The following is a 12443-nucleotide window of genomic DNA, read 5'->3' as shown; positions in this document are numbered from 1 at the left end:
AGCGGAGCCGATTGGCCAACGGGCCCAATTTACAGCCAAAGCCCCAAATGCAAGCGGGTAGAAAGGGGCCTGCCCCTAAAATCAGGGTTAATCCCGACGCAATATGGCATGCCATGCTTCGCGGGTTACCGTTGCTAACCACTATTTTTAAAGACATGTCTCTCAACAACGTTACCCCTGGCAAGAACGTCCCCGAGTCGTTCAATGTGGTCATCGAAATCCCGATGAACTCCGACCCCATCAAGTACGAAGTGGACAAAGAGTCTGGTGCCATCTTCGTGGATCGCTTCATGACCACGGCCATGCACTACCCCACCAACTACGGTTACGTGCCCCAGACGCTGTCGGGTGATGGCGATCCGGTGGACGTGCTGGTGATCACGCCTTATCCCCTGCACCCTGGCGTGGTGGTGCCTTGCCGTCCCCTGGGTATCCTGATGATGGAAGACGAGGCAGGCGTGGACGGCAAGGTCATTGCCGTGCCCACCTCCAAGATTCTTCCCATGTATGACCACTGGCAGAACATTGACGACGTGAACGCGATGCGTCGCAACGCCATTGCCCACTTCTTTGAGCACTACAAGGATCTGGAAAAGGGCAAGTGGGTCAAGGTGATTGGCTGGGAAGGCATCGATGCCGCCAAGAAGGAAATCACTGACGGCGTGGCCAACTACCAAAAGAGCCAAGCCTGAGTTGTGCCGTTGGCGGTGGAGGGCATTGCGCTCCCCGCTGCTGACTGCCTTTGAACAGGGCGGTAAGCAAAAACAGAAAGCGGACTGGTGCTAATACCAGTCCGCTTTTCTTTTGGGCGCTCCATCATGGGCTCCACTGCGCAGAGTATTTTCTCGGTAAATGAGAATAGATATTTTTATCAAAATTACATGGAAGATCCCTTGACTTTGCTCAAGGTAAAAGCATATTCATGGTTAACAATATTTAATTCGATAAATATGATGCAAATGATGAAAATTTGATGGATAATCTATTCCAGCTTGTGTCCTCATGCGCGCAGGGCGCAAGCTTCAGGAATGGACGCCGTGCAGGCATGTGCACAGGCTCCGCACTTATTGCAGAGGATCACCATGAACAACCTCAAGATCGGGACCCGGCTTGGCATAGCTTTCGGTCTTGTACTTTTGATCACCGCCTTGATTGCTACGGTAGGCATCTGGCGGCTGGCTGACTTGAAAGATGCCACCGCCCGCATTTCCAGCGTGGAAATTGAGCGCAACGAACTGGCATTGCAGTGGAAAGCCGCCATCAACTTGAACTGGGTGCGCGCATCTGCTGCCTTGAAAACTTCTGATGCTGCCTACATCGCATCGCTGGGCGCAGAAATGACCGCCACCACCAATGCGGTGACGGAAGGGCAGAAGCGCCTGGAAACCTTGATGGACAGCCCTCGCAGCAAGGAGCTTCTGGGCAAAGTTGCGGCGACCCGCAAGACTTACATCGACGCGCGTGCCAAGTTGTTGGAGCGCAAGAAGGCCGGTGAGGATGTGTTTGCATTGGTGGACAGCGACCTGCGTCCACTGGCACAGGCCTATTTGCAGGCACTCGATGACGTCACCAAGTTCACGCATGACGAGCTCAACGCATACGAGAAATCCGTCATGAGCGCAGCCGCAACCAGCCAATGGGTGCTGGGCGTGGGTGCTGGCGCTTCGTTGGCGCTGGGGTTGGTTTTTGCGCTTTGGGCAACGCGTTCGATTACCACGCCTGTGCAGCAGGCTGTGGAGGCTGCAGAGGCCATCAGCCAAGGCAATCTTTCGGTGCCGATCAATGCCAGCGGCAAGGATGAAGCTGCGCGGCTGCTGCGTGCTTTGGCGGACATGCAGCAAAGTCTGTCGCGCATCGTGGGCCATGTGCGGCAAGGCTCTGAAAACGTGGCGACCGCCTCTTCAGAAATCGCCCAAGGCAACAATGACCTGAGTGCTCGCACAGAACAGCAGGCCAGCGCTTTGCAGCAGACGGCGGCGTCTATGGAGGAATTGAACTCTACCGTGCGCCAGAACGCCGAAAACGCCCGCCAGGCCAATCAGCTGGCGATGAGCGCATCAACTGTCGCAGTGCGGGGTGGCGATGTGGTGGGCGAAGTGGTGGAGACCATGAAGGGCATCAATGACAGCTCGCGCAAGATTTCCGACATCATCGGCGTGATCGACAGCATTGCCTTCCAGACCAACATTCTTGCTTTGAACGCTGCCGTGGAAGCCGCTCGTGCCGGTGAGCAGGGACGTGGCTTCGCGGTGGTGGCCAGCGAGGTGCGCAGCCTTGCCAGCCGTTCGGCCGATGCTGCCAAGCAGATCAAGACCTTGATCAACGACAGTGTGGAGCGCGTTGAGCAGGGCACCACCCTGGTGGACCAAGCGGGCAGCACCATGGCGGAGGTGGTCAGTGCCATCAAGCGCGTGACGGACCTGATGGGTGAAATCAGCGCTGCCAGCAACGAGCAAAGCCAAGGCGTCAATCAGGTGGGTGAAGCCGTCACGCAGATGGACCAGGTCACGCAGCAGAACGCAGCCTTGGTGGAAGAGATGGCCGCTGCCGCCAGCAGCCTGAACAATCAGGCACATGAGCTGGTGAACACCGTGGCGTTCTTCAAGCTGTCTGCAAGCGAAGAACACGCCGCCCGAGCTGCAATTGCCAACTCTGCAGGTACGTCCGTGGGCAGGGTCGCTGCCCCCAAGGCTTTCTCACCGCCAGCGTCCCGGTCGATAGAGCGTGATGCAACCGCATCCCTCGGTATCAATCTGGACACAGCGATACAGGCCCATGCCAATTGGCGGTCTAAGTTGCGTACGGCATTGACTCAGAAGGAGCAACTGGACGAGGCCACGGTGTCTCGTGACGATTGTTGTGATTTGGGCAAGTGGCTTCACGGCGCTGGTGGTTCGCAATACGGCGGCAAACCTTCGTTTGTGAATCTGGTCGATTCGCACCGGCAGTTCCATCAGGAAGCAGGGAAGGTGGCCCGGTTGATCAACCAAGGGGCTTACGACGAAGCGAAAAAGCAGCTGGAGAACAACACGGCGTTCTCCAACGCATCCCAAAAAGTGGGCGCTGCGGTCATCCAACTGGCAAAAGAGCTGAAAGTAAAAATGGCAGGCGCTGCTGCTGCCAAAACCCCGCCGCTTGCCCCAGCCAAGCAAGTAGGGCACAGCCATCAAGCCCCACGGACGTCCTCCGCCGCCGACGATGGTGACTGGGAGTCTTTTTGAGGTAGGTGGGCTTCTGAGCTCCGATGCGAATCTGTCTTGGAGACAGAATTCGCCAAAAAAAGCCGACGCCCTGGAGGGCTCGGCTTTTTTTTATGCTTCCGGGTCAGGTTGGATCGGTGCTTTGCTGCTGCGCAAGGGCGATCGCTGTTGCAGGGACTGCAAGTACTGCTCGACACCTTCGCCCTCCCGGTCCAGAAAACGCTCCACCGCATCCGCAAAAGCCGGATGGGCGAGCCAGTGTGCGCTGGTAGCCTGGACTGGAAGCAGCGCCCGGGCCATTTTGTGCTCTCCTTGCGCCCCACCTTCAAAGCGGCTGATGCCGTGCTCTATGCACCATGCGATGGGCTGGTAGTAGCACGCTTCAAAGTGAAGACAATCCACACGCTCCAGTGCGCCCCAGTAGCGGCCATAGGCAATGGCCTCTTCGGCTTGGGGTGTCGGCGCATCTTTTGAGTGTTTTTGGGTGCCACCGCCCGTAGATAGAGCGCGGACAGCTATCAAACTGCTAGCAATGGGGCGTCCGTTCCGCTCTGCGACGAACAAGACCCACGCCTCGGGCAGGTGTTGCTCCATCTCTGTGAAAAAGGCCCGGGTCAGATAGGGTGGGTTGCCGTGCTCCAGGTAGGTGCGTTCGTAGCAGCGGTAGAAAAAATCCCAGTCGGCTGTCGAAATATCCCGTCCGCGGGACCAGCGGAAGGTCACTCCAGCTTCGGCTACGCGGCGGCGCTCCTGGCGGATTTTCTTGCGCTTTTCCTGTGTGAGCTGGCCAAGAAAATCGTCGAAGCTGGAGTACTTGCTAGCGGCGGTGTTCGCTGCTTGTGGCTCAGCCTTGGCGTTGCGCTGGTTTTGCCAGTGAAATTGCACGGTGTGGCGGGGCATAAGCTCGGCCTGGGCACTGGCTTGTTGATCCTGCTCACTGGCAAAAAGGATGTGCAGGGAGGAAATGTCTTCATCCAGGCAGTACTGCCGGGCAGCTTCCACCAGCAGGGTTCGTGCGGCCGCATCACGGGCCAGCAAGCGTGCGCCCGGCACCGGTGTGAACGGCACGGCAATCACTGCCTTCGGGTAGTAAGGAACGCCATGCTGCTCATAGGCACTGGCCCAGGCCCAGTCGAATACGTACTCGCCGTACGAGTGGGATTTGAGGTACAGCGGACAAGCGCCTATCAGGCTTTGTCCGTCCCACAGCGAGATGAACCGTGCCGCCCAGCCCGTGCGTGGTGTGGCGCTATCGCTTCTCTCCAATGCCGCGAGGTATTCATGGCGCATGAATGGGGTGGCGTGTTGTTCTTGGGCAAGCAGTGCGTTCCATGCGTTCGCATCCACTTCGAGCACGGAGGCATGCACGCGGGCGATAATGCGAGGATCAGCCACGGTGTGTTTTCCTGAGGGGTGTGTCGACAAAGTGCTCGTGCATCTCACTTTGGGGCGCGGCGTGGATGTCGTTCTCACTGGCACCCCAAGCCCTTAACAGTTCCATGACGCTCTCCATTTGCACTGCGCAGCTCAACTTTGTGGTGGGCGATATGCCCGGCAATGCGCAAAAGATCATTGCCGCCGCCCGCGAAGCCCATGCGCAGGGAGTGCAGTTGCTGTTGACACCCGAGCTGGCTATCTGTGGCTACGCGGCGGAAGACCTGTTTTTGCGCCCCGCCTTTCTGGCGGCCTGTGATGATGCCGTGAAAACCGTGGCCCGCGAGACTGCGGGGTTACAGGGGCTGGTCATCCTGCTGGGGCATCCGCAGGCGATCTCGGCGGACAACGAGGCTCCGAGTGTGTGCCGCAATGCGGCCAGCGTGCTGCGTGATGGCCGCATCGAGCAGACCTATTTCAAGCGCGAGCTTCCCAACTACCAGGTTTTTGATGAGCGCCGTTACTTCCTGCCGGGCCACAAACCCTGCGTGTTTGAGGTGGCTGGGCTGAAGGTGGGCGTTCTGATTTGCGAAGACGCATGGTTTGCCTCTGCCGCTCGGGATGCCGCAGCGGCGGGAGCGCAATTGCTGGCCGTGATCAATGCTTCTCCCTTTCACTTGGGCAAGAGCGCCGAGCGTGAACAGACCATGCGTGAGCGGGTCGTTGAGACCGGCCTTCCGCTGATCTATGCCCACTTGGTGGGCGGGCAGGACGAGGTCGTGTTTGAGGGCCGTTCGTTTGCCTTGGGTGCTGACGGCACCGTAGCTGCCCGCGCCCCAGGGTTCAAAGAAAATCTGTTCCATATCGGCGTGGAAAGAGCGCAGGGTGCTATTGTTTTGGGAGCAGATATCCATCCTGTCCCCTCCGCCGAAGCGGACCTGTGGGACGCGCTGGTGATGGGTGTGCGTGACTACGTGGGCAAGAACGGATTTCCGGGTGCGCTACTGGGCTTGTCTGGCGGCATCGACTCTGCTTTGGTGCTCGCCGTGGCGGTGGACGCTTTGGGACCCAGCAAGGTGCGAGCGGTGATGATGCCGTCTCCTTACACCGCTGACATCAGCTGGATTGATGCGCGCGACATGGCCCAGCGGCTGAACGTGCGCTACGACGAGATTTCCATCAAGCCCCAGTTTGAGGCCTTCAAGTCGGCGTTGGCCGATGAGTTTGCAGGCTTGCCCGAGGACACCACTGAAGAGAATTTGCAGGCCCGCATTCGAGGCACGCTGCTGATGGCGCTGTCCAACAAATTTGGCTCTGTGGTGCTGACCACGGGCAACAAGAGCGAGATGGCCACGGGCTACTGCACGCTGTATGGCGACATGGCAGGCGGGTTTGCCGTGATCAAGGATGTGGTCAAGACCCGTGTTTTTGCCCTGGCGCGATGGCGCAATGCCAATGATCCGTATGGCACGGGGAGCAACCCCATTCCAGAGCGCATCATCACCCGCCCACCCAGTGCGGAGCTGCGGCCTGACCAGAAAGACCAGGACAGCCTCCCGCCCTATGATGTGCTGGACGCCATTGTCGAGCGCTATATGGAAAATGACGAACCCATCGAGTCCATCATTTCCGCAGGGTTTGCGCGTGCCGATGTGGAGCGAGTGACGCGCCTCATCAAGCTCAACGAATACAAGCGCCGACAGGCCCCCGTGGGTATTCGTGTCACCCGCCGCAGTTTTGGCAAGGACTGGCGTTACCCTATCACCAGCAAGTTCAGAGCTTGAGGGCGGGAAGCCCTCCAGCTCTCACACCGTCATTGTTTCAACAATCCCAGGAGACCCCTCATGAAGATGATCACCGCCGTTATCAAGCCATTCAAGCTGGAGGAAGTACGCGAAGCCTTGGCCGAATGCGGTGTGACGGGTTTGACCGTAACCGAAGTGAAGGGTTTTGGCCGTCAAAAAGGACACACGGAGCTGTACCGCGGTGCAGAGTACGTCGTGGACTTTCTGCCCAAGGTCAAGGTGGAAGTCGCCGTCAAGACGGAAGACGTGGACCGCTGCGTGGATGCCATCGTGAACGTGGCGCGCACTGGCAAGATCGGTGACGGGAAAATTTTTGTCACCCCGGTGGAGCGGGTAGTGCGTATCCGTACCGGTGATCTGGACGACTCCGCTATTTGATCAAAGTTTGGGGGGGCTCATGCCCCTTTTTACTTTTAGCCCCTCAGTGAGGGGCAGTCTCTGCGGGTGCTGGTCTGTACGTGGGCAGCCTTGAGCGCCGCGGAGTCAGATGACTGAGCGCAATGCAACCGAGCCTTGGTCTGGATGGGCTGCGTTCACGAGACTTTTTAGCAGATCGGCAGCTTCTGTACCGTTGCTGAGCAAATCCATCTGCCAGTCGCTCATCAGGCCGTTCTGCACGCTGGTATGCAGGAAGGACAGTAAACCATCGTAGTAGCCCTCTACGTTCAGCAGTCCCAAGGGCTTTCCGTGGTATCCCAGTTGGCGCCACGTCCAGACTTCAAACAGCTCTTCAAACGTGCCGATGCCTCCCGGCAAGGCCAGGAACGCATCGCTGCGCTCTGCCATCATGGCTTTGCGTTCGTGCATGGTCTGGACCACATGCAACTCGTCGCAGGCCTGGTTGGCCAGTTCCTTGTCGACCAGTGCCTGGGGGATGACACCCACCACCCGGCCGCCGGCCACGCGCGTTGCCTCTGCCACAGTCCCCATCAGACCGCTGCGTCCCCCACCGTAGACCAGTTGACCGCCCTGTGAGCCTATCCACCGGCCCACTGCCTCGGCCGCCTGAGCGTAAGCGGGATTACTCCCTGGACGGGAGCCGCAATACACGCAGACGGAGAAAGCTGGTTCAGCCATGAAAAAACCTCTGAAAAATTGCTGCCGCCCAGATGCCACCGCACAGCACGAGTGCCAAAAGTACAGCGGCACTGCCCATGTCTTTTGCCCGTTTGGACAGGTCATGCCACTCGGGCCCGATTCTGTCTATGGCGGTTTCGATGCCTGTATTCAGCAGTTCGACAATCATGACCATGATCACGGAGCCTGCGAGCAAGGCAATTTCCACCCACGATGTACCCAGCCAGCATGCCACGGGCACCAGCACCATGGCGGCGATAGCTTCCTGTCTGAAGGCTGTCTCATGCCAGCCAGCCTTCAGTCCCTCCAGTGAATAGCCCGCGGCATGCCAGACTCGATTGAGGCCTGTTCGAGTTTTTTGCAGGTTGGCCGGGGAGTGCGTTGGCGGAGGCGTAGACATGTAGAAGCGGATAAGCGTAATGAATGCCGAAGGGGATCACTTTTTCCCGGCATCGAAATGCACCAGCCGTGTGCCAGCAAGCGCATCGTGCCAAAACTGCTGAGTCGGGTGAAAACGGCTCAGAATCGCCCAGACGGCAACCCAGCCTCCCAACAGGACCAGCACCTGTGTCGCAGGAACTCCCAGCGAATAGGCTGCCAGTGGGGGGATGAACCAGACCCAGCTCAGTACATAGCGCAACAGCGCTTGGCTTTGAGAAATGGAAGTTCCTGTTTTGCTGGTGACCTTGATATGCCACGTCTTCTGCGCCAGTGTCTGGCCTTTGGCCCAGAACCAAGCAAAGTAAATGCCGAAAACCATGAACAGGAACGCCATGCGCAGGTGCCGATTGTCCAGTGCATGTCTTGACTGGCTGAGCGTATCGAACAGATAAGACGCAATGAAGACAACCCCGAACATTAGGATGCCTTCATACAGCCAGCATGCCATGCGTCGGCGAATGCTGGGAGTCACAAGAGATGGGGATGCGTTGGGAGGGGCTGGGTGAGTAGGCCCCTGTGATTCAGTCGACACTGTCATACCGCGAGGTTATCACTGCGGCTGATACCCAAGGTCTTCAGGACGAGCTGGCTGTTGTTCCGTGGGGGCAGATCCGGCCGTTAGGGGAGGGAGTGAGGCGGGGGTGGCCGAAGGGACTGATATTGGAGTAGCTTCCACTGCCATGGGCGCCGACGCTGGTGGGCTGGGCTCGGTAGGAACCGGGGCGGGGATCACTGGCACCACGATAGTGCGAGGTGCGTGCAGATCCACCGGAGGAATTTTGGGTGGGTTGGCCCTTGCAGGGCCTGCAAGGGCCGCTGCGGGGACCTGAACCAGCTTTTGAGGAGCGACAGGGCGCAATGCGGGGGCGGCACCCAACGGTTTCGCTGGGGCGTCCGCAGCCAGCATTCGTTTTTCTTCTTCGCTCAGGGCCTGGTACGCCTCCCACTGGGCCAGCCTCTCGCTGGTAGGCAGACGCTTGGCGTCTGCGTAGTTCAACCGTGCCTGACTGCGCTGGCGCGCGCTCAGGCTTGCCCACTCTGTCATCCGATCGTGCAATTTGGTCTGCTCTTCCACTGGCAGAGAGGCAAATGTTGGCGCCAGGGCAAGCCAGCGCCTTTTCTGGCTTTCACTCAGTACGGTCCAGCGTTCTTCCAGAGGGCTGAGGGCACGCTTTTGAACACTTGTGAGACTTTCCCAGGTCGGGCCTGACGCGATATCTGTATCGACTTCCTTCGCTGCGGTAGCCTTTGGCTGACCAAGCATGGGGGGCTTAGGGTTGGCAGGAGGAGGAAGGAGGGTGCTCGGTGCCATCAGCACCTTTTGACCCACTGTGATGCCACCGAGCGTGATAGCGCCCAGAAGCACCAAAGCCAGCACGATGGCTGGCATATTGGCGGTTGGCTCAACGGTTCTGTCGATACGCATGCAAACGGCGCGCAGGGGCCTTGGTGTAGTTTTCAGTTGCGGGGCGCTGCGGTTTTCAAGAACTGCATGAAGCCTGGATCAGCGTAGGCCTGAGGAGGCAAATCATCTGTCAAAAGTGCGGCATCCACTTCCGCTACTTCGTTCAGACCTTTTTCATCTTGGGCGATGTTAATGGCAAACAAGCCCACCACCAACGCCATCAGCGGGACCGCCGATACCAGGGCGTTCCACCAGCTGCCGCCCTCACTGCCGCGGCTCAAAATTGCGCTGGACCCCGCAGTCAAAACGACTGGAGCTGTCTTGCGCACCTGAACTTCCACCTTGCGTTTGGCGAGTGCTTGGACGCGCGCTGCACGCAGGCGCTCCGTGATGTCATAGGGAAGGTCGTTGGTTCCTTCGGACATGCGCGCTGTCACGCGGCGGGCAAATTGGTCTGCGGCTGCTTCGGTAGAGTGATTCATTGTGTTGTTCATAACTCGATTCCTTTGGCCTTCAGTGCTTTGCTCAGTGTCTGTATGGCTCTGAAACAGTGTGTTTTGACGCTGCCTTCTGAGCAACCCATCGCAGCAGCTGTTTCTGCAACATCCATTTCTTCCCAGTAACGCATGAGGAACGCTTCTCGTTGACGCGCTGGCAGCTCTTTTATTTCGGCTTCAATTTCCCTGAAAGTCTGTGCTCTGGTGGTCTCGTCTTCTGCGCTTGCTGATCCCTCTGCACCATCCGGGTTCGAATAGGCTTCGAGTAAATCAAAATCCATGCCATCCTCATCGGGGCCTTCAAAGTCGCTCATGTTCGAAAACAGGGCATTGCGCGTCTTTTGTCGACGGAACCAGTCGAGGGTGCAATTGGACAGAATGCGCTGAAACAGCATCGGCAGTTCAGACGCGGGCTTGTCCCCATAGTGCTCTGACAGCTTGAGCATGCTGTCTTGCACGATGTCCAGGGCTGCTTCCTCGTTGCGGACGTGATAGAGCGAGCGCTTGAATGCGCGTTTCTCTACGCTTTTGAGGAAGTCTGAAAGTTCTTGTTCAGTTGCCAAGACGAGTGGGCCCGGAAATGGTGCAAAGCATTTGGCGCGAGGCGCTTGCATTGCAAAACAGCTTTCGATTATTGCATTTTTGATGTTTTTTTGAAATGTGCTGTTCGCTTTGGCATGTTGCAGTGCGATAATGCCAACGCAATTCAAAAGGCAAACGGGTCACGGTCCGGCGCGGCAATCATCCCGCCCATGTCCTTGGCCTTAAGTTCCAAGCTGGCTTCACAAGAGCACACGCAAGGAGCACCCAAGGTTTTTCGTCAGAGAAATTCGCAAAGGTTGATCATGGAAATTTCCAAAGCTGAACTCAATGTGGCCGCTGCAGCGCAAGCCGCCGCAAACTCCCAAGAGTTGATGGGGGCTGAGATCCTCGTCAAATCGCTCCAGGCCGAGAATGTCCAGTTCATCTGGGGATACCCAGGCGGTGCTGTTCTCTATATCTACGACGCGCTCTACAAGCAAGACACCATTCAGCATGTCTTGGTGCGTCATGAGCAGGCTGCTGTACACGCTGCTGATGGATACGCCCGCGCCACTGGCGAAGTAGGGGTCGCCCTTGTTACCTCAGGCCCTGGTCTGACTAATGCTGTCACTGGTATCGCGACTGCCTACATGGACAGCATCCCGATGGTGATCATTTCGGGGCAGGTGCCTACGCCAGCCATTGGTTTGGATGCTTTCCAGGAATGTGACACGGTTGGTATCACCCGCCCCATCGTCAAACATAATTTTTTGGTCAAAGACGCCCGCGACTTGGCGATGACCCTGAAAAAGGCGTTCCACATCGCACGCACGGGTCGCCCTGGTCCCGTGGTGGTGGATATTCCTAAGGACGTTTCTTTCAAGAAAGTCCCTTACACCGGCTATCCCCAGAGCGTGGAAATGCGCTCTTACAACCCGGTGCGCAAGGGCCACAGCGGGCAGATCCGCAAAGCCCTGCAGTTGCTGCTGACTGCCAAACGCCCCTACATCTACACCGGTGGTGGCGTGTTACTGGGCAATGCAACCCAGGAGTTGCGTACGCTGGTGGACATGCTGGGCTATCCGGTCACCAACACCTTGATGGGGCTGGGCGCTTACCCGGCTTCTGACCGCAAGTTTCTCGGCATGCTGGGCATGCACGGCACGATTGAAGCCAACAATGCCATGCAGAACTGCGATGTTCTTCTGGCCGTGGGCGCGCGCTTTGACGACCGGGTGATTGGTAACCCCAAGCATTTTGCCCAGAACGATCGCAAGATCATCCACATTGATATTGATCCCTCCAGCATCTCCAAGCGCGTGAAGGTGGATGTGCCTATCGTTGGTGATGTCAAGGATGTTCTGACCGAGCTGATCTCCATGATCCGCGAAAGCAGCACCCGTCCTGACGCCGGAGCGCTTGCTGCATGGTGGGACACCATCGAAGCCTGGCGCAGCCGTCAGTGCCTCAAGTACGACATGGGCTCCCCAGATGTCATCAAGCCCCAGTATGTGGTGGAAACGCTGTGGAACATGACCCGTGATGCCGACGCCTACATCACGTCGGACGTGGGGCAGCACCAGATGTGGGCGGCGCAGTACTACCGCTTTGATGAGCCTCGCCGCTGGATCAACTCCGGTGGCCTGGGCACCATGGGTGTGGGCATTCCTTACGCCATGGGCATCAAGCTGGCCAAGCCGGATTCTGAAGTGTTCTGTATCACGGGCGAGGGCTCGGTTCAGATGAACATTCAGGAGCTGTCTACCTGCCTGCAGTACAACACGCCTATCAAGATTTGCGCGCTGAACAACCGGTATCTGGGCATGGTGCGCCAATGGCAAGAGATTGAATACTCTGGCCGTTACAGCCACAGCTACATGGACGCGTTGCCCAACTTCGTCAAATTGGCTGAAGCCTACGGGCACGTGGGGCTGTTGATTGAGCGTCCTCAGGATGTGGAGCCTGCCTTGCGCGAGGCCCGCAAACTCAAAGATCGCACTGTCTTCCTCGACTTCCGCACCGATCCCACGGAGAACGTGTTCCCCATGGTGCAAGCTGGCAAGGGCATCACCGAGATGTTGCTGGGGTCTGAAGACCTCTGAAGCAAATCGGCATCCAGCGC

General features: G+C 58.0%; 12 protein-coding genes. 5 read left to right on the top strand and 7 right to left on the bottom strand.

Features of this window, described 5'->3' with window-relative positions:
* Nucleotides 1-155: 155 nt before the first annotated feature.
* Nucleotides 156-692: an inorganic diphosphatase gene (gene ppa / locus AACH87_RS12985; RefSeq protein WP_338794871.1), complete on the top strand. Its 537-nt coding sequence runs from the start codon at nucleotides 156-158 to the stop codon at nucleotides 690-692.
* 390 nt (nucleotides 693-1082) lie between these two features.
* Nucleotides 1083-3221: a methyl-accepting chemotaxis protein gene (locus AACH87_RS12980; protein WP_338794870.1), complete on the top strand. Its 2139-nt coding sequence runs from the start codon at nucleotides 1083-1085 to the stop codon at nucleotides 3219-3221.
* 90 nt (nucleotides 3222-3311) lie between these two features.
* On the opposite strand, the gene AACH87_RS12975 is transcribed toward AACH87_RS12980, so the two are convergent.
* Nucleotides 3312-4595, bottom strand: coding sequence for a GNAT family N-acetyltransferase (locus AACH87_RS12975; RefSeq protein ID WP_338794869.1), 1284 nt, complete (start codon nucleotides 4593-4595; stop codon nucleotides 3312-3314).
* Between the two features lie 104 nt (nucleotides 4596-4699).
* On the opposite strand from AACH87_RS12975, the gene AACH87_RS12970 reads away from it, so the two are divergent.
* Both AACH87_RS12970 and AACH87_RS12965 read left to right on the top strand, forming a co-directional pair.
* Entirely contained in the window at nucleotides 4700-6358 is a 1659-nt protein-coding gene (locus AACH87_RS12970) for an NAD+ synthase (RefSeq protein WP_338794868.1), read from the top strand.
* A 60-nt stretch (nucleotides 6359-6418) separates the two neighbouring features.
* Nucleotides 6419-6757, top strand: a complete 339-nt coding sequence (locus AACH87_RS12965; RefSeq protein WP_099655750.1) for a P-II family nitrogen regulator — start codon at nucleotides 6419-6421, stop codon at nucleotides 6755-6757.
* A 105-nt stretch (nucleotides 6758-6862) separates the two neighbouring features.
* Here AACH87_RS12965 and AACH87_RS12960 read toward each other — a convergent pair whose 3' ends face one another.
* The 6 genes from AACH87_RS12960 to AACH87_RS12935 form a co-directional block, all read right to left on the bottom strand.
* Nucleotides 6863-7456, bottom strand: coding sequence for a TIGR00730 family Rossman fold protein (locus AACH87_RS12960; RefSeq protein ID WP_338794866.1), 594 nt, complete (start codon nucleotides 7454-7456; stop codon nucleotides 6863-6865).
* A complete protein-coding gene (locus tag AACH87_RS12955; protein ID WP_338794864.1) occupies nucleotides 7449-7856 on the bottom strand; it encodes a diacylglycerol kinase in 408 nt (135 codons plus the stop codon). The genes AACH87_RS12960 and AACH87_RS12955 overlap by 8 nt, the downstream gene beginning before the upstream one ends.
* A gap of 36 nt (nucleotides 7857-7892) precedes the next feature.
* Nucleotides 7893-8435: an RDD family protein gene (locus tag AACH87_RS12950; RefSeq protein WP_338794863.1), complete on the bottom strand. Its 543-nt coding sequence runs from the start codon at nucleotides 8433-8435 to the stop codon at nucleotides 7893-7895.
* Between the two features lie 12 nt (nucleotides 8436-8447).
* Nucleotides 8448-9161, bottom strand: a complete 714-nt coding sequence (locus tag AACH87_RS12945; protein WP_338794861.1) for a DUF3106 domain-containing protein — start codon at nucleotides 9159-9161, stop codon at nucleotides 8448-8450.
* Nucleotides 9162-9355: 194 nt separating this feature from the next.
* Entirely contained in the window at nucleotides 9356-9796 is a 441-nt protein-coding gene (locus tag AACH87_RS12940; RefSeq protein WP_338794860.1) for a DUF3619 family protein, read from the bottom strand.
* A complete protein-coding gene (locus AACH87_RS12935) occupies nucleotides 9793-10362 on the bottom strand; it encodes an RNA polymerase sigma factor (protein ID WP_338798948.1) in 570 nt (189 codons plus the stop codon). The genes AACH87_RS12940 and AACH87_RS12935 overlap by 4 nt, the downstream gene beginning before the upstream one ends.
* Nucleotides 10363-10644: 282 nt before the next feature.
* Here AACH87_RS12935 and AACH87_RS12930 point away from each other — a divergent pair, with 282 nt between their 5' ends.
* Entirely contained in the window at nucleotides 10645-12423 is a 1779-nt protein-coding gene (locus tag AACH87_RS12930; RefSeq protein WP_338794859.1) for an acetolactate synthase 3 catalytic subunit, read from the top strand.
* The last annotated feature ends 20 nt before the right edge of the window (nucleotides 12424-12443 follow it).

Source organism: Acidovorax sp. DW039 (genome assembly GCF_037101375.1).
Taxonomy (GTDB): domain Bacteria; phylum Pseudomonadota; class Gammaproteobacteria; order Burkholderiales; family Burkholderiaceae_C; genus Acidovorax.
Note: the sequence above shows the minus strand (reverse complement) of the source record. Positions and strands in the feature narration are given on the sequence as shown.